Source organism: Sorangium sp. So ce834 (assembly GCF_051521425.1).
Classification (GTDB): Bacteria; Myxococcota_A; Polyangia; order Polyangiales; family Polyangiaceae; genus Sorangium; species Sorangium cellulosum_D.
The window spans coordinates 9085120-9110811 of record NZ_CP150351.1 but is presented as its reverse complement, the minus strand read 5'-3'; the positions used below and the strand labels follow the sequence as shown (position 1 = coordinate 9110811).

The following is a 25692-nucleotide window of genomic DNA, read 5'->3' as shown; positions in this document are numbered from 1 at the left end:
CTCGCGACCGAGTCACCCGCCCGGAGGGCACGCTGAGCCATGTCGACCGCACCGGCGCCTGATGCCTCTGCTCCCCCCGGGATGTGCCCTGGGGTCGCCGTGCTGGGAGGCGGCGGTGGATCCGGCGACGGCGGCGGCGGCGGCAGCGGCGGCGATGGCCGCAGCGGCGGTGGGGGGAGCGGGAGCGGCAAGGGCGGGGACGGCGATCAGAAGAGCGCCCCCTCCGGGGCGGGGAGGCAGAGGTCCGAAGGGGAGCCGGTCGATGTCGTCACCGGGCGGGTTTACACCGTGCCGCGGACCGATCTGGCGCTGCCCGGCCCGCTCCCGTTCTCATTCGTCCGCCGATACTCCTCGGCCATGGCCGAGCGCGACGTCGGCCTCGGCCACGGCTGGGCGCACAGCCTCGGCTGGCGTGTCACCGTCGCCCGGCGCGCGATCCGGGTGTGGACCGACGAGGGCATCTCGGTCGACTTTCCGGCGCTGGCCGAGGGCAGCGAGGCGATCGGGCCCTGGGGCTGGCTGCTGCGGCGCGAGCGCGGCGGCTACCGCCTCGACAAGGGCGACGGCCTGCTCCACGCCTTTGCGCTGCCGCTCGCCGGCGAGCGGGAGTGGCTGCTCACGGCGATCGAGGATCGCTCCGGGAACCGGATCGCGATTTCCTACGACGGATCGCGGATCGCGGAGGTGCGGGACAGCGCCGGCCGGCGCGTCCGCTTCGCGCCGGGCCCCGAGGGGCGGATCGCCTCCATCAGCGTCTACAACGCCGCCTCCCAGGGGCGCTGGGTCCGCTTCGCGCGCTACGAGCACGACGACCTCGGCCGCCTCGTCGCCGCGGCCGATGCCGAGGGCTTCACCTCGCGTTATGCGTACGACGAGCGCAACCTGCTCACGGAGCACACCGATCGCGCCGGGCTCACGTTCCACTACCGCTACGACGCCGAGCGGCGCTGCGTCGAGACCTGGGGCGATCGCGACGGCCGGCCGGATCCCGGCCTCGCCGACGGGCTGCCGCCGCTGCTCGCCGACGGCACGACGCGCGCGAGGGGCATCTATCATTGCCGCTTCGCCTACCTGCCGGACGGCTACCGCGAGGTCGCCAATTCCCGGCAGGTGAAGCGCTTCTTCGGCAACCGGCACGGCCTGCTCGACCTCGAGGTGGACGGCGGGCACGCCGTGTCGGCGACTTACGACGACGCCGGGCACCTGCTCTCGGAGACGGATCAGCTCCAGGCCACCACGCGCTACGAGCGCGACGCGCGGGGCCGGCTGCTCTCGCAGACCGATCCGCTCGGCCGCGCCGTGCGCTACGAGCGCGACGCGCGGGGCGACGTCGTGCGCGTGATCGATCCCGCGGGGCTCGCGACGGCGATCGAGCGCGACGCCTCCGGCCTGCCGGTGCGGACGACGGATCCGACCGGCGCGGTGCGGCGCTTCGCGTACGACGCGCGCGGCCAGATGATCGAGGCCGAGGACGCGACCGGCCGCGCCGTGCGCATCGGGTACGACGCCCACGGCAACGTGGTCTCGCTCCTCGATCGGCGCGGCGGAAGGTGGCAGTGGACCTACGATTTCTTCGGCCGGACGCTGTCCATGACCGATCCGACGGGCGCGGTGAGCCGCTTCGAGTATTCGCCGCGCGGGGATCTCGTGGCGACCACGGATCCGGCGGGCGCCACGGCGCGGTATGCCCACGACGGGGAGGGCCGGCTCGTCTCGGTCGCCGACCGCGCGGGGCGCACGTCGCGCATTGCGTGGTGCGGGTACCACTGGCTTCACGAGGTGACGGACGCGACCGGCCGGACCGCGCGAATGCGCTACGGGCGCGAGGGGGAGGTGCTGGAGGTCGAGAACGCGCGCGGCGAGCGGCACGTGTTCGAGTACGACGCCGCCCTGCGCCGCGTGAAGGAGCGCACCTTCGACGGGCGCGTGCTGCGCTACCGCCACGATCCGGCCGGGCAGCAGACGCGGGTCGAGCCGGGGATCGGCGCGCCGATCAGCTTCGTCTACGATCTCGCCGGGCAGCTCGTGGCCCGCGAGGTCGAGGGCAAGCGCGAGGTATATGTGTACGACGTGCGCGGCTTCCTCGAGTCGGTGGCGGGGCCGGACGGCACGGTCGCCTTCGAGCGCGACGCCATGGGGCGCATCGTGCGCGAGACGCAGCAGGGCCCGGGCGGGCCCGCGTTCACGGTCGAGGTGGGGCACGACGCCGAGGGGCGCGCGATCGGGCGAAGGACGTCGCTCGGCCACACGCTGTCGTGGGAGCCGGCGCCGGACGGCCGCGCCGCCCGGGTGACGCTCGACGGTCGGCAGGTGGTGCGCCGGCACTTCGATCCGGTCGGCCGGGAGATCGCGCGCGTGCTGCCGGGCGGCGGGGAGGTGCACAGCGCCTTCGACGCCGTCGGTCGCCTCTCGCGCCGCGTCGTGCGCCGCGCCGCGGCGGACCCGGCGATCGGCGCCGGCGATCCCGGCTGGGTGGGCCCGCGCCCGGCGGGGACGGTCGTGGACGCGCGTTACAGCCATGATCCGACGGGGCGCCTCGAGGCCGTCGAGGATCTCACCCGCGGTCGCACCGCGTACCGCCGCGATCCGGCCGGGCGGCTGCTGGAGGTCGTCGCTGAGGCGGGCCTGTCCGAGGTCTTCGCCTTCGATCCGACCGGGAATCTGGTCGATGCGGGCCCGCTGGCGCCGGCGCGCGAGCACGGGCCCGGCGACCGGCTGATCCGGCGCGGCGACGTGGCGTACCGCTACGACGCGCTGGGCCGGCTCGTGGAGAAGCGCGAGGGGGGAGGGCGGATCACGCGCTACGCGTGGGACGGGCGCGGGCTCCTGCGCCGGGTGGAGACGCCGGAGGGGCGCCGGGTGGAGTTCTCGTACGACGCCTTTGCGCGGCGGATCGAGAAGCGCGTCTCGACGCTGGACGGCGCGGGGGCGCGGTTCGTGTCGCGCACGCGGTTCTACTGGGATCGGCACGTGCCGGTGCACGAGGTGCGCACGCGCGAGGGCGATACGGTCATCGAGGAGCGGACGTACGTGTTCGACGGCGGGAGCGCGGTCCCGCTCGCCCACTGCGAGACCCGCCGGGTGAGCGGCGACGTGGCGTCGCGCTGGTACCACTACGTGAACGACCCCCTGGGGACGCCGGAGCGGCTGCTGGACGAGCGCGGCGACGTCGCCGGGGAGCTGCGGCTGTCGGCGTGGGGCAAGCGGATCGAGGGGGGCGGGGAGGGGGGAGTCACGACGCCGATCCGCTTCCTCGGGCAGTACGCGGACGAGGAGACGGGGCTCGTCTACAACCGGCACCGGTACTACGACCCGGAGGCGGGGAGGTTCATCAGCCCGGATCCGATCGGGCTGGAAGGGGGAGACAATCTTTATGCGAGGGGCGTGGATCCGACGGCGGAGGCCGATGTTTACGGTAAACGCATCATCCAGCCCGAGCCGATCAGCGATGCCGAGAGGAAGGCAATGCGCGACGCGGCCCGGGCGAGGTTCGAGGCGGATCCAGTGCTCAAGGCGCGGCAGGCGGCGATCAACCAGCCGAAGAACGCGATGCAATGCGCGAACGTTGCCTTCGACGCAAGTCGCATCGGCGGAGGTTTTCCTGTGAATATCCTAGGACCGGACCGGGACGACGGGAGTAACGAGCATCTCGCATCGTGGGACGACAGCACGGGTAAGCCCAAGAAGTGGACCGATCACTGGGTGAACAAGGATCCTGACGGGAGAATCGTCGACTACGATCAAGGGATGGTATTCGATAGCTACGAGCAGCATGCGACGGCGATGTTTGAGAATCGAGCTGTTGGCTACTTTGTCGAAATCGATCCTAGGATGAGCTAGTGATTCCCTGTCTGCCGCTCTCGCACTTGGACGTGCTCTACTACAAGGCCACGATGAGCGCCCCCGACGCGCATCTCCGGCTCCTTTGCTCACTGGGGCGTGATGGTGTAGTGGCCGACGGCTCAGTGCCGTACGAGGGCCGCGTGCTCTGGCCGCACGGCGACGTCGTGTACTCCCTCCACCTGTTCTTCGTCTGGATGCGCGGTACCTGGCCGGCCCCAACCATCGCGGAATGGGCGGCCCAGGAGGCCGCCGAGGGGCACGGCAGCACCTACTTCGCCCAGCAGCTCGCTGCGCTAAAACGTGCGAATGTCATCGTTTTCGTGACCGACAATCAGACGTACCGTTTCAAACGGAATCGGCTGTTTCTCCTGAGGCTCCGCGCGGATCTCGTCTCGGCAGGGCGGGACCCCGATACCGTTCCGGTGTTGTTTCTGATCGACTGTTATCTTCGAGAAGACATCGAGAAGGCGCCGACGCCCGACATCATTCAGGTGCTCACCTGGTCTCGATGCGATCACGTGCAGGTCTTCCCCGAGGAGAAACGCGGTGACAAGGAAGCGCTCGACCGCGCCATCGCGCTGTACGAAGAGATGAGGGCCGAACATGAAGCCAAGTAACCTCCTCTGCCGGCAGCTCGCCGCCCGCGCGGCCGCCGACGGCGGCGGCGCGCCGCTCGCCGTCGTGGCCTGCGGACCCGACGGCGCGCCGGAGCCGCTTCGCACCTGGGACGACGCCACGGGCGAACCGGTGCTCTGGGGCGTCCACTGCGTCAACGAGGAGCCCGGCGGCCGCATCGTCGACTACGCCCAGGGCCTCGTCTTCGACGACCGGCGGCAGCTCGTCGCCGCGCTGTTCGAGAACGCGCGCGTGCTCGTCGAACAGGAGGATCTGGACTGGTGACCACCCCCGCCCAGCCGCTCCCGCTCCACGTCGCCTACTACACAGGCCCGACCGGGAGCCCCTACCGGCTCCTCCGGCACCTCGCCGCCCTCGCCCGCTCGGCCTCGATCGAGGCCGGCCCAACCCCGGCGCGGGCCGACCTGCTCTGGCCGCGCGGCGCCGCCGTGCTCCCCCTGCGCCTCTCGCTGATCGTGACGCGCGGGGTCGCCTGGCACGAGCCCATCGAGGGCCTCGCAGCCGAGAGCGACGAGGTGCGCGGCGAGCTCGACGCCCTGAGGCGCGCGCAGGTCGTCGTGCTGCCGATCGACGGCCGGGCGCGCCGGCTCGCCCTCGGCGTGCACCGCGCGGCCGCGCTGCGCGCAGACCTGATCGCGGCGGGACGACAGCCCGAGCAGGTGCCGGTGCTCTTCCAGGTGCACCGCTACGCAGACCCGAACGAGCCGGCGGCGGCGCTCCCGGACATCGCGCGCGCGCTGGCGTGGCCTCGGTGGGATCACGTGGAGGCGTTCCCTCGGGAGAAGCGCGGGGCGAGGGAGGCGCTCGATCGCGCCATCGCCCTGCACGAGGAGAGCCGCGGCGCCTCGGCCCGCGGCGACGCTCGCTGATCGCTCCGTCGATGGAGCTCGCCGTGCTCCGTGGTGGATCGGCACACCCGCATCGCATACGCTCTGCGGCTCGCTCATGGTGCTCGATCTGGAGACGTACGCGCGGGTGATGGCTCGGCTCGCCGAGTCCGGCGGCGCGCGGGCCGAGGTGCTCGCGCGACACGGGGTCGACGAGGCGCGGTGGGACGCTGCCGACGCACACTGGCAGGCGCGCCTCTCCGGCGCTCTGGCCGACGAGGACGTGCCGGTCCCGGCGCTGCTCGCCGCGTATTGCGAGGCCTACCAGGCGGCGTCGCGCGCGGCCGCGCCGCCGGTCTCGCTCGAGCAGTTCGCCCGGGTGACATCGCTGCTGCAGTCGACCGGCGACGTGCAGGCCGCGCTCGCCCAGGTGGGCGTGACCCTGGCCGACTACGTGCGCGGGAGCGAGCACTGGAGCCGTCGGATGGCCGAGGACTCCGGCATGGAAAGGCGGTTCCACGCGGCGCTCCGCGGCGAGACCGGAGGCTCCCCGGAATGAGGGCGTCGACCTCGGCGCCGCTCGCCGCACGGTCGACATGGAGAACCATGGTCGCTCATCGAGGTCGCCGCGGTCGAGCGCTGCCGCCACGTGGAGTATCGGAGGCATGATGGGAGCTCACGACAAGGGCGCCGACGCCGCCGGCAGCGCGACCGTCGAGCTGGAGGAGGCTGCGCCGGCGTCGCGCCTCTCCATCGACGATCTGCTGCCGGATCCCACCTCTCCGGCGCCGCGCCGGGCGGGCGTCGCGCCAGGCGTCGCGCCGGCGGCCGGCACGCGCACCGCGCGCGTGCTCGCCGTGACCGGCCGCAGCGCGACGATCGTGCTCCGCGGCGCGCCCGCGGCGGTCGAGGCAGAGCTCGCGCCCGAGGTGGATCCCGAGGTGATCGCCGACGCCCTGGACAACGGCGATTCGGTGCTGGTCGAGTGCTGCGAGGGCGAAGCGCCGCTCGTCGTCGCGGCGCTCGCGACGCGCAAGCCCCGCGAGCTCCGGCTGCAGGCGACCACGGTCCACATCGAGGCCGAGGACGAGGTGCTCCTGCGCTCGGGACACGGCGCGATCCGCATCCGCCAGGACGGGGACATCGAGGTGATCGGCAGCCGCATCAGCGCCGCCTCCCGCGGGCTGTTCCGCCTCGTCGGGCGGATCTTGAGGCTGAATTGAGCCCGCGCCCGCGCCGGTGCGCCCCGCGCCCCGAGGAGATCCCGCTGGCCCCGCGCGAGGAGCGTCGCCAGGGGCGGAGAGCACGGGCGCTCCTGAGGTTTCCCGATCGTGGAGGGCTCGTTTGATGGAGGGCACGCTCGGCCACCTCCTCCTCGCGGGCGACGGTCTGCCCGGCGATGTGCGGGTTCAATCCTACGAAGCGCACGAGGCGATCTCGCTTCCGTACGCGGTCCGCGTCGAGATCTCGACCTGCGACCCGTCCTTTCGCGTCGATGCGTGCCTCCAGCGCCGGATGCTGCTCGAGGTCGATGACGGCCACGGGAGCGTCCGCCATTACGACGGCCTGCCCGACCGCGTCGGCTTCCTCGCGTACCGGGCCGGCGAATACGTCTTCGAGCTCCGGCTCCGGCCCGCCGTCGCCGCCCTCGAGCACCGCGAGGGCTCACGCATCTTCCAGGACAGGAGCCCGGTGGATGTCGTCAAGGCCGTCCTGGCCGACGCCGGTGTCGACCGCGGCGTGGAATGGCGGCTCCGCCACAGCTACGCGCCCCGCGAGCTCCTGTGCCAGTACCGCGAAACAGAGCTGGATTTCGTCCACCGGCTCCTCGAGGAAGAGGGGATATTCTACTTCTTCCTCCACGGCCCTGACGGGCACAGGCTCGTGCTCGCCGACGACCCGGCGGCGTTCGCGCCGCTGGACGGGACCCCCGAGGTGCGGCTCTCCGTCCGGCAGGGCGCTGGCGCGCACGCCCGTCCGGTGCTCGATCTGCGCCGGAGAAAGGCCTTGAGGCCCACGGAGCTCGCGCTGCGCGACCACGACTTCGAGCAGCCCGAGGTCTTCCCCACGGCCTCGGCAGCGGCGCCCGGCAACCGGGCGATTCGCCACTTCGAATACCCAGGCGGCTTCACCGCGGCCGCCGAGGGCGCACGGAGAGCCGCGCGGCGGCTGAGCTCCCTCCGCGGTGACGTCGACCTCTGCCGCGGCAAGACCGGCGCGGCGGGGCTCCTGTGCGGCACGCCGGTGGCGATCGAGGGGGCGGCCGAGCCGTTCCTCGAGGGAGAGTTCGTGGTCGTCGAGCTCCGGTCGCGAGGCCGGGCGGGCGCAGCAGCGTGCGAGAACGAGTTCTCCGCCATCCCGAAGGGCGCGCCGTTCGCCCCGCCCCGCCGCACGAAGAAGCCGAGGGCTCGGGGCGTCCAGACGGCCATCGTGACCGGGCCATCGAACGAGCCTCAGGCCGTCCACGTCGACCGGTACGGCCGTATCAAGGTGCGATTCCTGTGGGATCGCTCGGGCAAGCAGGACGACACCTCGAGCGCCTGGCTGCGCGTATCGCAGCTCGCGCTCGGCGGCTCGATGATCCTTCCCCGCGTCGGCTGGGAGGTCTCGGTCGGCTTCCTCGACGGCGACCCGGACCGCCCCCTCGTGCTCGGGCGCGCGTTCAACGCCGAGGACACCCCTCCTTACGCCCTGCCCGGCGCGGCGGCCAGGAGCGCGCTGAGGAGCATGTCCACGCCCGGCGGCGCCGGGCACAACGAGATCACGATGAGCGACACGGCGGGCGGTCAGGGGTTCTCCATCTCCGCCCAGAGGGACCTCCACATCGCCACCGGCCACGACAAGGACGAGACCGTGGGGGTCGACGAGGAGCACAGCGTCGGGGGCAACTACGCGGTCTCCGTCGGCGCGAGCGAGTCGGTCGCGGTGGGCGCGAACCAGTCGATCGAAGTGGGCAACGCGCTCCAGAACAAGGTGGCCGGCGCGCAGACGATCTCCGTGGGCGGCGACGACCGGATCCACGCGAGCGCCGATCTCGTGGAGAAGGTCGGCGGGGCGCGCGACTATGCCGTGGGCGGGGACCAGATCTCCATCTCGTGCGGCGTCCGCCAGCAGATCACGGGCGCCTTCACGCGCGACGTCGGCTCGGTCCAGACCAGCCTCTCGCTCGCCTCGATCGATGACGACATGCTCTCGACCTACGATGAGACGGCCGGGGCGCTCATCGCGCAGCTCGTCGCCGGCGCGAGCGTCGAGAGCGTCGCCGCGAGCAAGGACCAGACGTCGTCCGCGGGCGAGGTTCACAGCGTGGGCGCGCTCTCGACGCAGGCGGGCGAGGTGAAGCAGCTCATCGGCGGGCTGCACCTGCGCAACGTGGGCGGCGATTGCGTCGTCGAGGCGCCGCAGATCGTCCTCGCGGGCGGCGTGGCGAGGCTCGTCGGCGGCGGGAGCGCCATCAAGCTCGACGGAGGCCCGATGACGCTGGAGGGCCCGAAGATCGCGATCGACGCGGCGCTCATCGTCCGGCAGGCGGCGAGCCTCAAGATCGGGTGAACGAGGCCAGGCGTGGCAGACCTCATCGAGATCGGACACGAGCTCACGATAGACGGCGCTCCGTTTCCCCTCCTCTGGCTCGAGGCGCGCGAGGCGATCGACGACATCGGCTCGCTCCGGTGCGAGATCGCGGGCGGCGCCGGCGGGCCGGACCCGGCGACCCTCGTCGGCAAGCCGCTCGTGCTCACGCTGTCGCGCGGCGGCCGCGAGGAGCGCAGGCTGGCCGGCGTCGTCGTCGAGGCCGAGCGCGGGACCACGCGGGGCACGGACGAGCCCGGGACGCGGCTCGTCGCGCGCCCCCGGCTGTTCCGCCTCACCCAGCGCGCCGATTGCCGCGTCTTCCAGCACATGTCGGCTCCCGACATCGTGAAGGAGGTCCTCGCGGGCGCGGGCATCCCCGCCTCCGCGCAGCGCTGGCGGCTCGTGGACAGCTACCCGACGCGCGAGATGGCGGCGCAGTACCGCGAGACGGATCACGATTTCGTCCGGCGACTCCTTGCGGAGGAGGGGATCGCCTTCTTCGTCGATTCGAGCACGGGCGCCGACACGGTCGTCTTCTTCGACCGCGAGCCTGAGGACATCGAGGGACGAAAAGAGCTGGCTTTCCGCCCGGCGGACGGGCTCGACACGGCGCATGACGCGATAACCACCCTCTCTTACGAGAGGACGACCGCGCCGGGGCGCGTGCACCTGCGGGATCACGATTTCGAGCGACCCCGGGTGAAGCTCGACGCCACGGCCGAGGGGGACGACGCGCCGGAGAGAGCGCTGGAGGTGTACGCGCACCCCGGCCGGTTCACCGAGCCCGCCGTGGGCGATCGCCGCGCCAGGGTGCTCCTGGAGTCGCTCCGTGCCCGGCGCGAGCTCGCGAGCGGCACGACGAACACCCTCCGGGTGCGCCCCGGGCGCAGGCTCTCGCTGGTGGACCATCCGTACGAGCCGCTCAACCAGGAGTACCTGGTCGTGGAGGTCGACATCGCGCTGGAGGCGCGCGCGACGGCCCAGCCGCGCGGGGACGCGATGGGGCGCGGCGCGCGCGTCGCCTTCCGCGCGATCCCGGCGTCGACGACCCCCTATCGGCCCCCGCGAGCCCCGCCGGCGACGGCGGTGGCAGGCGCGCAGTCGGCCGTCACGACGGGGCCGCCGGGCAGCGAGATCCACCCGGATCGGCATGGCCGCGTGAAGGTCCTGTTTCCCTGGGACCGCCGGGGCAAGGCCGACGACTCCTCGAGCCCGTGGATCCGCACGAGCCAGCTCCCGCTCGGCGGCGGCATGCTGACGCCGCGCGTGGGCTGGGAGGTGTGCGTCGGCTTCGTCGACGGCGACGTGGATCGGCCGTTCGTGGGGGGGCGGCTGTACAACGCGGCGTCTCCGCCGCCGTATCCGCTGCCGGCGCACAAGACCCGGATGGCCCTTCAGACCGCCACGACCCCCGGCGGCGGTTCGGTGAACGAGATCCGCATGGACGACCGGGCGGGCGCCGAAGAGATGCTCATGAGCGCGTCCCGGGACGGCTCGGTGCGCGCAGGGAACAACGCGACCGAGAGCATAGGAAATAACGAGTCGCGTTCCATCGGGGCCGATCACACGCTGGCGGTGGCCGACAGCTTGTCCGCCACGGTCGGAGCGAACCAGGACCTTGCGATCGGCCGCGACCAGAGCGTGCGCGTCTCGACGTTCATGGTGGATGACGTCGGCAGCCATTCGCTCACCGTCGGGGGCAACCGCGATCTCGCGGCGGGCGGAGATCACAAGCGCACGGTCACCGGGAGCTCGACGCTGACCATCGGCGGCATGCAGGTCGAGGTCGCGGCCGGCTCGGTGGACGAGGCGACCATGGCCACGATGAACGATACGGTCGGCGCGGCGCTGATCGAGGTGACCGCCTCGGATCGGACCGTGACGGTGAAGGGGAGTCGGACCGAGACCGCGGGGGCGGCCAAGGTGATCCTCGCCGGCGGCGGCCGCTCGGTCGAGGTCGGCACCAGCTTGAGCCAGAAGGCCGCGGGCGCGATCCTCAACCAGGTCGCCGGGGACCGCCACGACGTGAGCGAGACGGATTTCCTCGAGATCGCCGGGGGCGCGCAGATCGTCAAGGCGACGAACGTCGTGTTCGAGGCCCAGACCCTGCTCAGCGTCGTCATGGGGGCCTCGACGATCACGCTGACCCCTGCGTCGGTGTCGATCGCCGGCACCGCGATCACGTTCGACGGCGACTGCGGCGAGCTGGGCGTCATCAAGGAGAACTGAGCCGTGACACCCCGGACGCTGAGCACCTTCTTTCGAGCCCACGCCATCGCGTCGCGGGACGTCCTCGGGTTCCGGGTCGAGCACCGGCTCGGGCTCGTCACCAGGGCGGAGGTCGAGCTGCGCTCCGGGGCCTACGTCGATCCGGACGAGCTGCTCGGCAGCCCTGCCACCCTTGCATTCGGCCGGGAGGGCCCGGAGCACGAGGTCCACGGCGTGGTGACGGACGTCGAGATCACCGCCACGCCGGCGGACCACGACCTCCAGGGCGCCTTGTACCGGATCCACGTCGCCTCGTGGATGGGGCTGCTCGAGCGCGAGGTCGACTGCCGCATCTTCCAGGACAAGGACGTGAAGGAGATCGTCTCCGAGGTGCTGCGGCGCGCTGGTATCGACGACCAGCGCCAGTCATGGCGGCTCGTGAGCAGCTATCCGAAGCGCGTCCATTGCGTGCAGTACAACGAGAGCTCGCTGGCCTTCGTCTCGCGGCTCCTCGAGGAGGAAGGCATCTACTTTCACGCCGAGTCCGGCGACGCCGGCGAGGTCGTCGTCTTCGAGGACGACAGCACGTCGAGCGATCCGATCGACGGAGACAAGGAGGTGCCCTATCGGCTCGGCGCCGGGCTCACCGGCGCCGAGGACGCGATCGGCGTCCTCACGCGGCGGTGCCGTACGGCGACGGGCAAGGTGGTCTTGCGCGATGTCGACTTCGAGGCGCCGACGTTGGACCAGACCGTGACCGCGGCGGCGGATACGGACGCGGACCTCGAAGTGTACGACCATCCGGGGCTGTACACGGATCGGCGCGAGGGGGAGCGGCTCGCCCGGGTCCGGCTGGAAGCCCTGCAGGCCGAGCGGGCGCTCCTCGAGCTGGAGTCCGGATGCCCGCGGCTCATGGCGGGCCGGTGGCTCAAGCTCGTCGATGCCCCCGACGCTCTGGACGGCGATCACTTCATCACCGCTGCCGTCCACGAGCTGCGCGACGGGGTGTACCTTGCCCGCGCCACGACCGTTCCGAGGAGCGTCCGCTACCGCAGCCCGCGGCGGACGCCCGCGCCGATCATCGAAGGTCCGCAGACGGCGGTCGTCGTCGCGCCGCCCGGCGCGCCCACCGAGGACATCCATACGGATGCGCACGGCCGGTGCAAGGTCAAGTTCCACTGGGATCGCCACGGCGAGGGCGATGACACGGCTTCGTGCTGGATCCGCGTGGCGCAGCCGCAAGCGAGCGGGGCGATCCTCCTGCCGCGGGTGGGATGGGAGGTGATCGTCGAGTTCCTGGAGGGCAACCCCGACAGGCCCATTGTGACGGGGCGCGTCTTCAACGGGCGATTCATGCCGCCTTACGCGTTGCCCGAGGGCAAGTCGCGCACCGCGCTCCGGACGAGCTCGTCGCCTGGCGGGTCGGGCGCGAACGAGATCCGTCTGGAGGACAGGGCCGGGAGCGAGGAGATCAGCATCCGGTCCCAGAGGAACACGACGCTTGCGACGGCGAACGACAAGACGCGCTCCACGGGCGCCCATGAGTCGAAGAGCGTCAAGGTCGACGCGCGGCTCACGGTGGGCGCGGACCAGAAGATCCAGGTGACGAACGGTTACCTGAGCACGGTCGACGGCGCGCAGACCGCGACCGTGGGCGGCAATCGCACGGTGCAGGTGAGCGCCGCCTTCGGGCTCACGGCCAGGGGGGCGAGCGCGGCGACGGTGGGCGGCACGCACAAGGAGATGGACGGCAATCCGGCCAGCGCCCTGCTGTCCCTCGCCGGGAAGGCGCCGACCGAGGCGGCGACAGCGGAGGCGCGCCGCGCGCTCATGGCGCTCGATCGGGCCGTCGTGGCGAAGGTCGACCAGGTGATGGCGCCCGTCCATGCGCTGGAAAGCCAGCTCGGGGATCTGGGAGCTGCCATGGACGCCCTGGGGGCCGGGAACCTGGGCGCCACGGGGAAGGCGCTCGACGCGGCAGCGAGCCTGCCTTCGCCGGCGGCCTTCGGCGCGTCGCTCGGCGCGATCGCCGGCGGGCCAGCGCCCCCGGGCGGCGACGCTGGCTGGCTCGAAGCGCTGCTCGGGCGCGGACGGGAGGCCGGCTCGGGCCGCCCCGGCGATGCGTCGGGCGTTGCCACCGGCGCCTCGGGCGAAAGCGGAGCGGGGCCGGACGGCGGAGCGGCGAGCCCTTCGGCATCGGACAGCGCCACCGGGCCGGGGCACTCCGTCAACGTGTGCGCCTCGACGCACGAGGAGAAGGTCGGTGGCATGAGGGCGACGATCGCGGCGGCCGGCATCCACACGACGGTCGGGGGCGCGCGGACGCAGCGCGTCGGGGCGGCGCGGGTCGAGCTCGTGGCCGGCGCGCGGGTCGAGACGTGCCTCGGCGATAAGGCGGAGAAGGCGGCTGGCCTGGCCGTCGTGAGCGGCGCGCCGGAGTCGGAGAGGGTCGGCGGCAGCCGGACGACGATGGTGGGCGGCGCCGTGATCGACAGGATCGGCGGATCGCACACCGTCGTGGCAGGCGGCAAGGGCATGTTCATCGGGGCGTTTCACGAGGTGGACGCCGCGGGGGCCATCCTGCTCAAGTGCGGCCCGAGCGAGGTGGTCATCGACGGCGGGGGCGTGACGATCAAAGCCGGGCTCGTCACGATCAGCGCGCCCAACGTCAGGCTGAAGCGCAACGTGTCCTTGATGTGAGGCGGTATGGATGCGCCGCGTGTGGACAACAGGACCGATTTCGCCGCCGCGCCGTTCCTGCTCATCGGCAAGGACGGCGAGCGCCTCGTCGTCGTGGTGAAGGCGACGTTCGTGCTGGCCGCCGGGCAGGGCGAGCTCGAGCTCCCGGACAGGGCGGAGCAGCGCCGCATCCGCAGCGCCGACGTGCCGTGGGGCGATCCGGAGAAGAGCAGTATCAAGTATCCAGCGGACCTGTGCATCGCGAAGCCGGGCACGGACGTCATCGTGGTGGCGGCGGCGCACGCGCCCGGCGGGAAGGCCGTCCCTTTCTTCGATGCCGGCGTGCGCCTCGGCGCGCTGGAGAGGGTCGTGCGGATCTTCGGGTTGCGCGTCTGGCAGGCGAACGGCGCCGGGCTCTCCGAGCCGCGCCCCACGACCGGGATCGAGGTGCGGTACGATTACGCGTGGGGCGGGTTGGATCGGAGCGATCCGTCGCGCCCCGTGGAGGAGCCGCGGAATCCGGTGGGGATGGGGATCGCGCGCGATCCGGCGGCGCTGACGCACAAGCCTGCTCCGTTCATCGAGGATCCGGCGGATCTCATCGCCTCGGCGAGCGCGCGCCCGGCGCCTGCGGGGCTCGGCGCGATCGGCCGGCACTGGGAGCCGCGGCGGCGTCATCTGGGGACCTACGACGCCGCCTGGCGCAGGCAGCGCGCGCCGCTCTTGCCCCTGGATCACGACGACCGCGCCAACCTGTGCGCCTCGCCAGGGCTCATCGCGGCTCCGTCGCTGCGCGGGGGAGAGGACGTGGCCCTGCTCAACCTCACGCCGGGAGGGGGGACGACGCGCTTCCGGCTCCCCAGCATCGTCGTCGAGATCGCGATGAGGGCGCGAGGGCGAGCGCCTGAGGTCCTCTTGCCCGAGGTCGATACGGTCCTTGTCGACGCGCTCGCGCCGGCGTGCGTCGTCGTCGAGCTCGTGTGGCGAGCGGCGTTCCAGCCCCCGCGGCGCATGAAGGGTGTCGAGATCGTCGTGACCGAGAGGGGGGTAGGGTGAGCGTGGTCGGGGTCGTCAGGGTCGGGGCACGGACGCCGATCGGGCTGAACGCCCGGCAGACGGGCTTCTTGCTGCGCGCGGGCTTCCCGGCGGTCTCCGAGGCGCCGCTCGCGAGCTCGGCGGGCGAGGCGATCTCGATGGGCTTCATCCCGGCGATCGATCCGCGCATCGTGGGGCCCGAGCGGCTCGTCCTGCTCGCGGCGCCGGCGTTCGAGGAGGCGGCCGCGCCGATCCGCGACGGGAGGACGGTGGTCCAGCTCGCGCTGGACGAGGGAGTTCCCGACGCGCCGGCGGCAACGCAGCTCCTCGCGGCTGCCGTCAAGCGCTCGATGCCATCGGCGACCGTGGGCATCGTCGCCGGAGGCGAAGCGGCCCTGGGACCGCTCCTGCTCGAGGCGTTGAGCGCCCTCTCGTCGAGGCTCGTCGACGCGGTGATCCTGGGCGGCGTGCACAGCGATTACGACCCGCGCGCGATTGCGGCCCTCGAGGAGAGCGGGCGGCTCTTCTCTCCTGACAACCTCGACGCGCGCATCCCGGGGGAAGCTGCGGTGTTCTTCGTGCTGATGCGCGACGCGGACGCGGAGCGCCAGGGCCTCCGAGCGCTCGCGCGCGTGCTCGGCGTCGGCGTCGGGCGGGAGCGCGCCCGGCCTGGCGACGACGCGCCGGCCTACGAGGCGCTCGGGCTGACCAGCGCGGCGCAGCAGGCGGCCGAGCCCCTGGCGCGGGCCGGGCGGACGGCGGGGTGGATGTTGACCGATCTCACGGGTGAGGTGCGGCGGCTCCGCGAGTGGCAGGCTGCGTTCGTGCGGATGCAGGACGTGCTCGGCCGCCCTTACGTCATCGATTCTCCAGCGCAGCGCATCGGCTACCTGGGGGCCGCGGCGGTGCCGCTCTTGGTCGCGATGGCGGCCACAGGGTGGGAACACGGGTATGCGCCGTCGCCTGTGGCGATCGCGACGGCGGGGAACGACGGCGGGGAGCGGGCTGCGGTGCTGCTCGCGAGCCCGGCGCGATGGGCCGAGAGGGAGGAGCAGGCATGAGCATCACGGCGTGCGGGATGGATTGCATCACGGCCGGGTCGGGGCACCAGATGGTCCCGCTGGCGGTCAGCGTGTGCACGACGCCGGCCGCGCCTGGCCCGGTTCCGGTGCCGTATCCGGTGTTCGCGAGCTCGGCCGACGGGATCGAGAACGCGCCGGTACGAACGAAGATGGGCGGCGCGAAGATCCTGACGGTGGGTGGGAGCTTCAAGGCGTGCCACGGCAACGAGCCAGGGACGCTGAAGGAGGTGGTCAGCCTCAACACCGGCGGGCCGTCGTTCATCGTGATGGGAGCGCCGATCGTGTTCGTGGAGCTGGGCATGGTGGGGATCACCGGCAGCCCCGGCTTCTTGAACAAGGGAGGGCTCTGATTCATGTCGACAGGCGCTGGGCGCCGCGGTCCCGCCGGGAGCGTCCGCACGCAAGGCATCGGGTGAGGCGGCCAGCCATGTCCGACGAGCTCTCCGCCTTCGACGCTGGCGCGCCCTGGGTTCAGCACCTGGAGCGCGCGCACGCGCTCCTCCACGCGGTCGCGCGCTCCATCGAAGCGCAGCGTGAGCCGAGCGCCCATCTCGCGCCCGCGGCGCGCAAGCTCGAGAGCGGCCTCGGCGCGCTGTACGACGCGTTCGATGGCCGCGCCGACCGCCTCACGGCCATCGGTCGCGCGCACGGCCACGCCTGGGCGGCCGCTGTGCTCGTGGCCCGCGCGGGTCTGCCTCGGGCGCTCGCTCCCCTCCGGGAGGCGTGCGCAGCGCTCGTCGCGGCCGAGGAGCGATTCCCCGGCGCGCCGCTCGCCGGGCCCAGCGCTGCCCTCCTTCGCGCGGGCGTCGATCGTCCGCCGCTGCACTTCGTCGAGCGGGCTTCGCTCGTCCCATCGTTCCGCGCGCCGAAGGTGCCCGAGCCTGAGCCTGAAGCGCGAGAGCTCGCGCCTTCGGAGCCGAGGACGTTCGAGGAGCTGGCCGCCATGGCCGAGGCGATGCGCCGCCTGGCGCGCGAGCGGACCGAGGCGCTCGTCCGTCCAGCGAGACCAGCGCCGAGGCTGGTGAGGCCGGCCTCGGCCGGGGGAGAGGCGCCGCCCGGATTTGCGTTCGCGCCGCCCGCCGCGATCTCCGACGGGGACTTCGTCCGTCGCTGGGCGCGCGTGTGCTTCGAGGACATCGGGATGCTGGGAGTCCAGCGGGCGCCGCTCCCGGGTGACGACTGGCGTTCATGTCAGGCGCTCGAGCTGCGCATGGTCGCTGCCATCGACGCGCTGGCCGCGCTCGGTCCGACGGCGATCGCGCACGTCGAGCCGATGGCGATGGATGCGCCGGCCGCCGACCCCATGCGCGTCTTTGCTGCTGCGATGATCGCCGGGTGCCTCGAGGGGCGCGACGTGCTCGCCTGCGCCGAGCGGGTGCTGTTCCGGTTCGGCCCCGGCAATCCGGTCGTCGCCGAGGCGTTCGTCTCGGCCATGAAGCTCGCCCAGAACCCGTTCTCGCCGAATTGCCTGCGGACCTTGTCCGCGTCCTCCGAGCGAGGGTGCCGGGCGATCGCCGTGGAGGTGCTGGCGCACCGCGGCTGGCTCACGCCCGCGGAGCTCGAGGAGCTGAGCGAGGAGCAAGACGCGCGCGTCTTGGCTCTGGGGCTGTCCGCGCTCGCCTCGGCGAGACATCCGCGCGGTCGACACGCGATGGAGCGGGCGCTCGCGCACGAGGATCTCGACGTCCAGGCGGCGGCGCTCGATGCCATGCTCCTCGCGGCGCACCGGGGTACGGCCGAGGCCGCGCGCAGGGCGGCGCAAGGGGCGCTCGGGGATCGGGCGCTCGTGCGCCTCTCGCTGGCCGCCCGCGAGGAAGACGCCTGGTGGCTGCTCGAGCGCATGCAGCGCTCGCCGACGCCCGCCGCCGTCGAGGCCGTGGGGTGGGCCGGGCTCGTCGAGGCGATCCCGAGCTTGCTGGATCTGCTGGAGTCGGCGGTAGAGGAGGTGGCGCGCGCCGCCGGCGCCGCGCTCGAGCGGCTGCTCGGCGCGAACCTCGTGAAGGAGGTGGAGGTCGACCCGGAGGCGCTGGAGGATGTGGTGGTGATCGATCCGGACCCGGCGCCGCTCCGGGGGCGTCGTCCGCTCGGAGAGCTGGTGAGCGATCCGCGCGACCGCCCGCCGGTCGGATCGAAAGAGACGCTGGAGGTGCCATCGACGGATCCCGCGCATTGGCGGGCATACTGGTCGGAGCACAGGGGGCGCTTTGACCCGAAACGGCGACTGCGGCGCGGGCAGATGTACTCGCCGTCGGTGTCGCTTCACGAGCTGTGGAGGCTCTCGCTGCCTGTCGAGGATCGGCGGCGGCTATGCAGGGAGCTTGCGGCGCAGACAGGGAGATGGACGCGCTTCGATCCGCACGATTTCGTCACGGAGCAGGAGCGGTGCCTCGGGGCGTGGCAGGCGATTCTCCAGGGGACGCGCGAGGCGCCGGGGGCCTGGGGACAGCAGCTGGGAGAATAGGCTACTGCTTGGCGGTGTCGCCGGAGCAGATGACGAACTGCGTGGCGCCGTCCTGAGCGTCACCGTCGCCGGTGAACCGGACCTGCCGGCGCTCCGTGGACGGGCACTTCGCGACGACCTCGTCTCTGCCCAGGCCGAGCCGCGGGTCGACGTAGCACCACCCGTGCACCTTCTCGCCTCCGACCTCGACGGGCGCCGGCGGCACCGTCTCCTGGCAGGCCTTGAGCTCGTCCGGATCGCTGAGCTGCTCGACCTCGCAGACGCAGTTCCAGCCGTTCGCCTTCGCGACCGGATCGTCGCGCACCATCTGCTCCGCCATGCTGTGCTCCGTGGGCACCTTCCGCCGCGCCGCGAGCCCGTCGCAGCTGCACTGCCCGTCGGCGACGGTCCGCGCCTCCAGGACCAGGCAGCTGACCTGGCCCTCGTCGTTCGGCTGGAGGGCGCGGGGCAGGCACTGCCCGGCCAGCTTCGTCTTCAGACGATCGACGATCGCGCCGATCGCCGGCCGATAGCCGAAGTCGAGCGCGCCCTCGGCCGGATTTGTGAGCTGCGCCGGGCACACCGATCCGACGATGCCCTGGTCCCCGAGGCTCCGGATGAGCTCCAGCTGCCGGAGTCCCGGATAGGCCTTCGCCTTCACCTGGAGGTTGCTGTCGGTGCCGTCGGGGTTGTCCTGGCACAGGGGGCTGTTGTAGTCCGTCTTGTCGGTCGCCTTGTCGCAGTCTCCGTTCATCACGGGGTTCCGCAGCGGAAACACACAGGCGAACTGGAGGTCGGTGGCGGGCGTCCACTCGTGGCCGTTGATGACGTTGGCGTCGTCCGGCGCGTCCACGCCGGCGATGGTCGTCCCGGTGATCGGGTTCACCCCGTCGCGGGGGGCCGGCGACTCGACCATGTGCGGATCCGCGGGGGGGCGGCGCGCCTTGGGATCTCCGAGGATGATGTCCCAGGTGCTCGAGAAGCCGGCGTTCGGGGCGGTCAGCTCCTCGGCGCTCTTGAAGCCGCCGACGGGGTTGCCGTCCTTGTCCTTGCCGCTCTTCAGATCGGGCTGGCCCGCGTCGTTCTGGCGCGCGATGTCCTGCCAGGGGACGCCGATGAGGCCCGCGAAGAACACGTGCTCCGGCGGGCGAATCGTGCTGAGCTCGTCGTCCGGGTCGAGATCCGAGAAGATCGGGTTGTCGACGAGATTGCCCTCGTGATCCTCGATCTGCGTGTCCGTGAGCGCCTTCGTGTAGCGGTCGATCGGGTAGAGCAGGTTGGCCCCGAACCGCCGCTTCTGGTCGAAGCAACGCAGGTTGGTTGGGTCCTCTTCCTCGTCGAGGAACGTGAGCGCGCCCCCTTCGTCGGTGCAGGTCTCATCGACCGGGCATATGCCCTTCTCGTCCTTCCACGAGCACGACTTGCAGCACGGGTCATCCGGGCCTTTCGTCGCGCACTCCTGGCGCGGCCGGGGCATCCGTTTGTACTTCGCTACCCAGAAGTCACCCCCGCCCTCGCGGATCGAGCAGTCGTTCTCGTCCGACAGCATGATGATCGCGAGGAGCGAGTCCGGCCGGAGGAACGCTTTGCGCTGGTCCAGCAGCGCCCTATCCAGCCCTCTCCGCATGGCCACTTTGTCCACCACCTCGATGGTCTCGTGGGGCGCGGGGTCCGCGAGGAACCGGTACCAGCTCTCCAGCTGCGACTCGTAGCCGCACCCGACGTCGCCCACCCCTCTGACCATGTTCGCCAGCGTCGGCACGAGTCCGCCGCCCTGGCCGTCGTCGAGGATCGACTCGCCGGCCGGGGTCAGCTTCTGCTCCGGATCCCAGGCGAGGAACCCCTTGTTTTGATACGTCGGCGGATCGTTGTCCGCGTAGTTGTCATCGTCCGTGTCGCTCCGGGCGATGAGGTGCCCCTTGTCGTTGTTGGAGAAGTGCCTGTTCAGCCCCTCGCATACGGTCCCCGCGCCGTGGTCGCCGAGGCTCGTGCTGATGATGCCGATGTGGATGTCGAGGACGGGCTCGAACTCGCGCTCCATGCCGCTCGGGCAGCCGCCGTTCACCGGCGGCGACGCACTCGTGGGGTTCAGCGGATCGACGCACTGGGGGTTGACCAGGCGCCTCACGAGGTCGGGCACGGCCAGCGCGAGGATCTCCTGCTTGTCCTTCATCGACGACGAGTTGTCGATGGTCAGGAGGAGATCGATCTTGTCGACGCGCTGCGGGAGCCGCTCGACGACGGTGCCCGTCGTGCGCGTATCCTGCTCGGCGATGGGTCGGGTCAAGCACCCCGAGATGAGCGATGTCCCGCCCACGACGAGGGAGCACCAGAGCAACGCGGCTGCGCGGGCAGCGCGGGACGGAGGACGGTCGGCCATGAATCCTTCCTTGCGCGAGAGATGGAGTAAGCCCTTCGCGCGTCGCACGCGGCGCGCGCGCTCTGCCGGCGCGCCTGTCTCGCGCGGAGTGGACGACAGGCCGCCTGGCGATCGCGAGTCAGACGCGGAGAGGGGGTGTTCGCTTGGCTGCGTGGCAAGAGCAGCGCGGCGCCATCACGAAAAATGCAGGAAGCACAGGAAGGGCGGGACGGCCGCCGCGTCGCGCAGGGGTGGTGCGGTCGTCGCGTCGCGCAGCATCGGCGCGGCCGTAGCCCGGCGTGGGACGGCGCGACCGTCGCCGGGCGTGGACACGGCGCGACCCTGGCCCGGCGTGGGGACGGCGCTTCCGTCGCCCGGAGCGGACGAGGCTCGCATCAGGTGGTGGTTTCGGAAAATTGAATTGAAGGCGGAAAGGGAGCGCCGGGCGCCTGGGGCGCCGTCGGCCGGCGGCCGGGGCGCGGAGCTCAGCTCTCGGCGGGGGCGGCCGTCTCGGCGCCGGCGACGAGCGGCGCGTACTGCGTGAGGAACTTGTTCCAGCGCTTGGTCTTGCGGCCGGGCTTGCGGGAGCTCTGGGAGCTCCTCTCCTGCTTCTGGGTGACTTTGAGGGTGAGGTGCTGGTGCTGGCGCGTAGGGCGATGCATGGCGGCGGATGCTGCTCGAAGGCGCCGCGCTGCGCAAGCCTCAACGCGAGGGAAGCCGCGCCCGCTCGTCCCGCTCCGGCCCCAGGCGGCCGAAGCTGTGGATCCCGTAGATGAGGACGACGAGCGCGATCAGCGTGAGCCCCATGCCGGCGTCGGACGGCCCGACGCCGACGAGGGCGAGCCCGGCGACGAGGAGCATCCCCCCGCCGCCGAGCGCGCGGCGCGCGCGCGCCTCCTCCTCCGTCCGCTGCCCCCGGCGGCGCGCCGGGCGGCGCGCGCCCTCGCCCTGATCGACCGCGCTCACGGGAACTTCTGCGTCCGCGCGTAGGTGATGAAGTCCTGCACGTCGCGCGTCAGCTCGCGCTCGGCGGTGATCGTCGTGCGCTCGTGCGACTCGCCGACGAGGTCGTCGTAGAGGTAGTTTTGCTGGTAGAGGAGCACGATGCGGACGGCCCCGTCCGGCCCGCCGCGCACGATGCGCAGCTTCTCGTCCCGGCCGTTGGGCGGCGGGATCGCGGCGCCGAGCGCCTGGGCGTCCTCCTCGGTCACGTAGACGACGCCGTACGAGCGGTTCTGCACGCCGACGTCGACGCGGACCTTGCCCCCGCTGACGAGAGCGACCTCGCGCCCGAGCACCGGCTGCGCGCCCTCGTGCACCATCGCGCGGCGGATGACCTCGATCGCCCGGCGCTCGTCGAGGGCGCGCATCGGGTTCGGCGCGCGCGCCTCACCGCCGCCGCAGCCGGCGAGCGCGAGCGCCGCGGCCGCGATCCCTAGCGCGACGCGCGCCGCGTCGCGCGCGCCGCCGAGGAGACGGCGCGCGCTCCGGGCCTCGCCGGGCGCGGCCGCGCGCGCTGAAGGCCGATGCTGAAGGGGACCGAGATGGCGGGCCCCCGACCCGCGTTGAAGCTTCCTCCACATGAGCGGGCATGAGAGTAGCCAACAGCCCGGAGCTTCGCTACTTCTCCCGGCATGGCGCGGCTCGCTGCCATCGACATCGGATCCAACGCCATCCGCCTTCGCATCGTCGACGTCGATCCTCCGGCGCTCGGGGCGTTCGGCGGCGGCCGGGAGCCGGCGCTCGCCGGGGGCTCGGCCGGGGCGCTCGACGCGCCGCGCTTCCACCCGTTCCGCGACGTCCACGCGGATCGCGCCCCCGTGCGCCTCGGGCACGACGTGTTCACGAAGGGCCGGCTCGAGTCGGGGGTGATCGGCGCCGCCTGCGAGGCGCTCCGGCGCTTCCGCACGGCGATGGATGCGGCCAAGGTCGACCGCTACCGCGCCGTGGCGACGAGCGCCGCGCGCGAGGCCCAGAACGGCGACCTCTTCGTCGAGCGCGCGGCGCGCGAGGCCGGCGTCCACATCGAGGTCATCGAGGGCGTCGAGGAGGCGCGCCTGGTCCAGCTCGCCGTCCTGGAGCGCGTCGCGCTCGGCGACCGGACCGCGCTCCTCGTCGACGTCGGCGGCGGCTCCACCGAGCTCACGCTGCTCCGCGGCCGCAGGGCGGTCTTCTCGCGCTCGCTCCCCGTGGGGACGGTGCGGATGGTCGAGACCTTCCTCGAGGCTCGCCGCCCCGTCGACGCGGGGCACCGGCGGCTCGTCGAGGAGTACGTCGACCGCGTCATGGCCGACGCCACGCGCGAGATCGTGGAGCTGCTCGGCGAGGGCTCGGGCTCGGGGGTCGACTTGCTCGTGGGCACGGGCGGCAACATCGAGACGCTCGCGGACCTCTGCCCCCTGCCGGGCGCGCCGGTGGAGGGGCGGGCGATCGACGTGGCCGCGATGTCCCGCCTGCTCGACGAGCTGGTGTCGAAGACGCCCGAGGAGCGCGCGCAGATCTACGGCCTGCGCCCGGAGCGCGCCGACACGATCGTCCCCGCCGCGACGATCCTGAGCCGCGTCGCCCAGTCGTTCGTGCAGCCGCTCATCGTCGCGCCCGGGGTCGGGCTGAAGGAGGGCGTGCTCGTCGACCTCGCCCACGCGCACTTCCTCGGGCCCGACTTCCGCGGCGAGGCCGCCGCCGTCAGCGACGCCTGCACCCGGCTCGGCCGCCGCTACCACTTCGACGAGCAGCACGGCGCGCTCGTGGCGCGCTTCGCCGAGCGGCTCTTCGACGACCTCGCGCCGCGCCACCGCCTCGGCCAGCGCGACCGGATCCTCCTGCGCGCGGCGGCCCTGCTCCACGACATCGGCGACTTCGTCCGCTACGAGGGGCACCACAAGCACAGCTATTACATCATCGCCCACAGCGACCTCATGGGGTTGACCCCGGAGGAGCGCGCGATCGTCGCGAACATCGCGCGCTACCACAGGAAGTCGCCGCCCAGCATGGACCACGACAACTTCCGCGCGCTCTCGCGCGACGCGCGCGCCAAGGTGAAGGCGATGGCGTCGATCCTCCGCATCGCCGACGCGCTCGATCGCGAGCACCGGGCGAAGGTCGTGGACGTGAGCGGCCGCATCGAGGAGGACACGTTGGTGCTCGAGGTGCAGGGCGCGGAGGACCGGGCGCTCGAGGAGTGGACCGTCGTCGCGAAGGCGGGGATGCTGCGCGACGCCCTCGGCCTGGACGTGCGGATCGTCGACGCCACGCCGAGATCGCTCCCGCCGGCGTCCGGCGCGACCTCCGGCGGCTGACCCGCGGGAGCCGCCGCGGCCCCCGAAAAAATCGCCGCGGCCTTTGCGCGGAGCCCTGCGCGTCACCATGTAGGTGAGCACGGGGGCAACTGTGCCTCCGGGAGGGAGCGCGGCGACGCCGTGCCAGCGAGCGCGGCCGTGCCGCGAGCGAGGGCGGCTGCGCCGCCGCAGAGAGCGAGGGCGAGCGACCGTTGACGCTGAAATCTCCAAAGCTGATGGAGGCCCGCCGGGCCGCCGGCATCCTGGAGTCCGCCCTGCGCGGGCACAGCGGCGATCTGACGCTCGCCGACGCCTCGGCGAGGAGCGGCTTGCCGCTGCGCGACGCCGAGAGCGGCCTGCACCTGCTCGTCAGCGAGTACCGCGGGCACCTCAAGGCGACGTCCGAAGGCGAGCTGCTCTTCCGTTTCCCGCACGGCTTCACCAAGCCGTGGGAGACCCGCACGCGGCTCGAGCGCGCGCTCGGGTTCGTCCTCCGGGGCGCCGCCGGCGTGGCCCGCTTCGTCGTGCGCGCGTGGATCGCGATCGTGCTGATCGCGTACGTCGCGATCTTCGTCGGGATCCTGATCGCCCAGCTGCTGGCCCGGTCGAACAGCGACTCGCGCGATCACGGCAGCTTCTCCGGCTCGTTCGCGGGCTACGTCCTCTTTCGGATGGTCTTCGACGCGATCTTCTGGACGTTCCACCCCTTCTCGCCGTTCGTGTGGACGGCCGAGCCGCCTTGGTCCTCGTCCTCGTCGTACGAGCGCCGCGGGGCGTTCGGGCGGCGCAGGGACGAGACGCCGTTCTACGAGAAGGTCAACCGGTTCTTCTTCGGCCCGACGCCGGCGCCGCGCGATCCGCTGGAGAGCGAGAAGCTCATCCTGGCCGAGATCCGCGCGCAGCGGGGCCGGATCGGGCTCGCCGACGTGATGCGCGTGACCGGGCTGTCGCGCGACGAGGCGGACCCGATGATGGCGCGGCTGATGCTCGACTACGACGGCACGGTCGACGTCTCGGAGGAGGGGGGGATCGTGTACCGGTTCGAGGCGATCCGGCGGACGGCGGCCGAGGCGCCGTCGCGGGCGCCGGCGCCGGTGTGGGCGAAGCGCGAGGAGCTGCCGCCGCTCACCGGGAACGGCCCGGGGGTGAACGCGCTCATCGTGGCGCTCAACGGGTTCAACCTGATGATGAGCCTCTACGCCCTCGGGGCGCACCTTACGCTGGACAACCTCGGTCTATTGGCCCGCGGGGTGCCGATGGCGGAGCTGCCCGCCACGGGGACGGCGATGGCGCTCGGGGTGGTGCCGCTCGTCTTCTCGCTCGCGCTCTTCGCGCTGCCGCTCGGCCGCGCCCTCCTGCGCCCGCTGAAGCGGCGGCGGCTCGCCCGGCGGAACGCCCGGCGGGCGGTGCTGCGGGCGATCCTCACCCGCATCGGCGCGCGGCAGGCCCGGGAGCCGATCACGGAGGCGGTGCTCCAGCGGGCCTGGCAGGACGCGGCCGGGGAGGCGCCGCGCTCGGAGGAGATCACCCGCGAGGTGGTCGCGCTCGGCGGTGACGTGGACCTCGAGGCGGGCGACGGGATCCGGTACCGCTTTCCGGATCTGGAGACCGAGGCGAAGGCGCTCGAGGCCGAGCGGGAGGCCGCCTCCGAGGACGAGGCGCGCCCCGGGAAGGTGATCTTCTCGTCCGGCGCATGAGCACCGTCTCGGGCGGTTTTGTTCTATCGAGGCGG

19 protein-coding genes are annotated in these 25692 nt (G+C 72.4%); 15 read left to right on the top strand and 4 right to left on the bottom strand.

Features of this window, described 5'->3' with window-relative positions; translation table 11 throughout:
* Positions 1-39 precede the first annotated feature (39 nt).
* The 13 genes from WMF20_RS33175 to WMF20_RS33115 all read left to right on the top strand — a co-directional run bounded on the left by WMF20_RS33175 (position 40) and on the right by WMF20_RS33115 (position 18344).
* Positions 40-3840 carry an RHS repeat-associated core domain-containing protein gene (locus WMF20_RS33175; protein WP_437605851.1) on the top strand — a complete coding sequence of 1267 codons (3801 nt, stop codon included), beginning with the start codon at positions 40-42 and terminating at the stop codon, positions 3838-3840.
* 32 nt (positions 3841-3872) lie between these two features.
* Positions 3873-4460, top strand: coding sequence for a hypothetical protein (locus WMF20_RS33170; RefSeq protein WP_437605850.1), 588 nt, complete (start codon positions 3873-3875; stop codon positions 4458-4460).
* Entirely contained in the window at positions 4447-4743 is a 297-nt protein-coding gene (locus tag WMF20_RS33165) for a hypothetical protein (protein ID WP_437605849.1), read from the top strand. Before WMF20_RS33170 ends, WMF20_RS33165 begins: the two co-directional genes overlap by 14 nt.
* A complete protein-coding gene (locus WMF20_RS33160; RefSeq protein ID WP_437605848.1) occupies positions 4740-5348 on the top strand; it encodes a hypothetical protein in 609 nt (202 codons plus the stop codon). Before WMF20_RS33165 ends, WMF20_RS33160 begins: the two co-directional genes overlap by 4 nt.
* A 76-nt stretch (positions 5349-5424) precedes the next feature.
* On the top strand, positions 5425-5865 hold the full coding sequence (locus tag WMF20_RS33155) for a hypothetical protein (RefSeq protein WP_437605847.1): 441 nt from the start codon (positions 5425-5427) through the stop codon (positions 5863-5865).
* Positions 5866-5971: 106 nt separating this feature from the next.
* Positions 5972-6529 (top strand): hypothetical protein, encoded by a 558-nt coding sequence (locus WMF20_RS33150; RefSeq protein ID WP_437605846.1) that lies wholly within the window; start codon positions 5972-5974, stop codon positions 6527-6529.
* A gap of 124 nt (positions 6530-6653) precedes the next feature.
* The gene (locus WMF20_RS33145) at positions 6654-8858 is read left to right on the top strand and encodes a type VI secretion system Vgr family protein (RefSeq protein WP_437605845.1); all 2205 of its coding nucleotides are present in this window, start codon (positions 6654-6656) and stop codon (positions 8856-8858) included.
* A gap of 12 nt (positions 8859-8870) precedes the next feature.
* Positions 8871-11108 carry a type VI secretion system Vgr family protein gene (locus WMF20_RS33140; RefSeq protein WP_437605844.1) on the top strand — a complete coding sequence of 746 codons (2238 nt, stop codon included), beginning with the start codon at positions 8871-8873 and terminating at the stop codon, positions 11106-11108.
* Positions 11109-11111: 3 nt separating this feature from the next.
* The gene (locus WMF20_RS33135) at positions 11112-13787 is read left to right on the top strand and encodes a type VI secretion system Vgr family protein (RefSeq protein ID WP_437605843.1); all 2676 of its coding nucleotides are present in this window, start codon (positions 11112-11114) and stop codon (positions 13785-13787) included.
* 6 nt (positions 13788-13793) lie between these two features.
* Complete coding sequence (locus WMF20_RS33130; RefSeq protein WP_437605841.1) at positions 13794-14822, top strand: DUF2169 family type VI secretion system accessory protein; 1029 nt, start codon at positions 13794-13796, stop codon at positions 14820-14822.
* Positions 14819-15862, top strand: coding sequence for a beta-ketoacyl synthase N-terminal-like domain-containing protein (locus WMF20_RS33125; protein WP_437605840.1), 1044 nt, complete (start codon positions 14819-14821; stop codon positions 15860-15862). Before WMF20_RS33130 ends, WMF20_RS33125 begins: the two co-directional genes overlap by 4 nt.
* The gene (locus tag WMF20_RS33120; RefSeq protein WP_129578090.1) at positions 15859-16233 is read left to right on the top strand and encodes a PAAR-like domain-containing protein; all 375 of its coding nucleotides are present in this window, start codon (positions 15859-15861) and stop codon (positions 16231-16233) included. The genes WMF20_RS33125 and WMF20_RS33120 overlap by 4 nt, the downstream gene beginning before the upstream one ends.
* A 77-nt stretch (positions 16234-16310) precedes the next feature.
* Positions 16311-18344 carry a hypothetical protein gene (locus tag WMF20_RS33115; protein ID WP_437605839.1) on the top strand — a complete coding sequence of 678 codons (2034 nt, stop codon included), beginning with the start codon at positions 16311-16313 and terminating at the stop codon, positions 18342-18344.
* Between the two features lies 1 nt (position 18345).
* Here WMF20_RS33115 and WMF20_RS33110 read toward each other — a convergent pair whose 3' ends face one another.
* From WMF20_RS33110 to WMF20_RS33095, 4 genes are all read right to left on the bottom strand, one after another.
* On the bottom strand, positions 18346-20703 hold the full coding sequence (locus tag WMF20_RS33110; RefSeq protein WP_437605838.1) for a hypothetical protein: 2358 nt from the start codon (positions 20701-20703) through the stop codon (positions 18346-18348).
* Between the two features lie 464 nt (positions 20704-21167).
* Positions 21168-21344: a hypothetical protein gene (locus WMF20_RS33105; RefSeq protein WP_165374328.1), complete on the bottom strand. Its 177-nt coding sequence runs from the start codon at positions 21342-21344 to the stop codon at positions 21168-21170.
* A gap of 40 nt (positions 21345-21384) precedes the next feature.
* Positions 21385-21648, bottom strand: a complete 264-nt coding sequence (locus WMF20_RS33100; protein ID WP_020738639.1) for a hypothetical protein — start codon at positions 21646-21648, stop codon at positions 21385-21387.
* Positions 21645-22265: a hypothetical protein gene (locus WMF20_RS33095; protein ID WP_437605837.1), complete on the bottom strand. Its 621-nt coding sequence runs from the start codon at positions 22263-22265 to the stop codon at positions 21645-21647. The genes WMF20_RS33100 and WMF20_RS33095 overlap by 4 nt, the downstream gene beginning before the upstream one ends.
* Positions 22266-22316: 51 nt before the next feature.
* Between WMF20_RS33095 and WMF20_RS33090 the strand changes: the two genes are divergently transcribed.
* Both WMF20_RS33090 and WMF20_RS33085 read left to right on the top strand, forming a co-directional pair.
* The gene (locus tag WMF20_RS33090) at positions 22317-23981 is read left to right on the top strand and encodes a Ppx/GppA phosphatase family protein (RefSeq protein ID WP_437605835.1); all 1665 of its coding nucleotides are present in this window, start codon (positions 22317-22319) and stop codon (positions 23979-23981) included.
* 191 nt (positions 23982-24172) lie between these two features.
* On the top strand, positions 24173-25657 hold the full coding sequence (locus WMF20_RS33085) for a hypothetical protein (RefSeq protein ID WP_437605834.1): 1485 nt from the start codon (positions 24173-24175) through the stop codon (positions 25655-25657).
* Positions 25658-25692 lie beyond the last annotated feature (35 nt).

What these genes read in the sequence shown, in the direction of transcription:
- WMF20_RS33130 (WP_437605841.1), top strand. Translation starts at nt 13,794, where the DNA reads ATGGATGCGCCGCGTGTGGACAACAGGACCGATTTCGCCGCCGCGCCG.
- WMF20_RS33145 (WP_437605845.1), top strand. Translation starts at nt 6,654, where the DNA reads ATGGAGGGCACGCTCGGCCACCTCCTCCTCGCGGGCGACGGTCTGCCC.
- WMF20_RS33090 (WP_437605835.1), top strand. Translation starts at nt 22,317, where the DNA reads ATGGCGCGGCTCGCTGCCATCGACATCGGATCCAACGCCATCCGCCTT.
- WMF20_RS33175 (WP_437605851.1), top strand. Translation starts at nt 40, where the DNA reads ATGTCGACCGCACCGGCGCCTGATGCCTCTGCTCCCCCCGGGATGTGC.
- WMF20_RS33110 (WP_437605838.1), bottom strand. Translation starts at nt 20,703, where the DNA reads ATGGCCGACCGTCCTCCGTCCCGCGCTGCCCGCGCAGCCGCGTTGCTC.
- WMF20_RS33155 (WP_437605847.1), top strand. Translation starts at nt 5,425, where the DNA reads ATGGTGCTCGATCTGGAGACGTACGCGCGGGTGATGGCTCGGCTCGCC.
- WMF20_RS33115 (WP_437605839.1), top strand. Translation starts at nt 16,311, where the DNA reads ATGTCCGACGAGCTCTCCGCCTTCGACGCTGGCGCGCCCTGGGTTCAG.
- WMF20_RS33120 (WP_129578090.1), top strand. Translation starts at nt 15,859, where the DNA reads ATGAGCATCACGGCGTGCGGGATGGATTGCATCACGGCCGGGTCGGGG.
- WMF20_RS33165 (WP_437605849.1), top strand. Translation starts at nt 4,447, where the DNA reads ATGAAGCCAAGTAACCTCCTCTGCCGGCAGCTCGCCGCCCGCGCGGCC.
- WMF20_RS33095 (WP_437605837.1), bottom strand. Translation starts at nt 22,265, where the DNA reads ATGTGGAGGAAGCTTCAACGCGGGTCGGGGGCCCGCCATCTCGGTCCC.
- WMF20_RS33105 (WP_165374328.1), bottom strand. Translation starts at nt 21,344, where the DNA reads ATGCATCGCCCTACGCGCCAGCACCAGCACCTCACCCTCAAAGTCACC.
- WMF20_RS33150 (WP_437605846.1), top strand. Translation starts at nt 5,972, where the DNA reads ATGATGGGAGCTCACGACAAGGGCGCCGACGCCGCCGGCAGCGCGACC.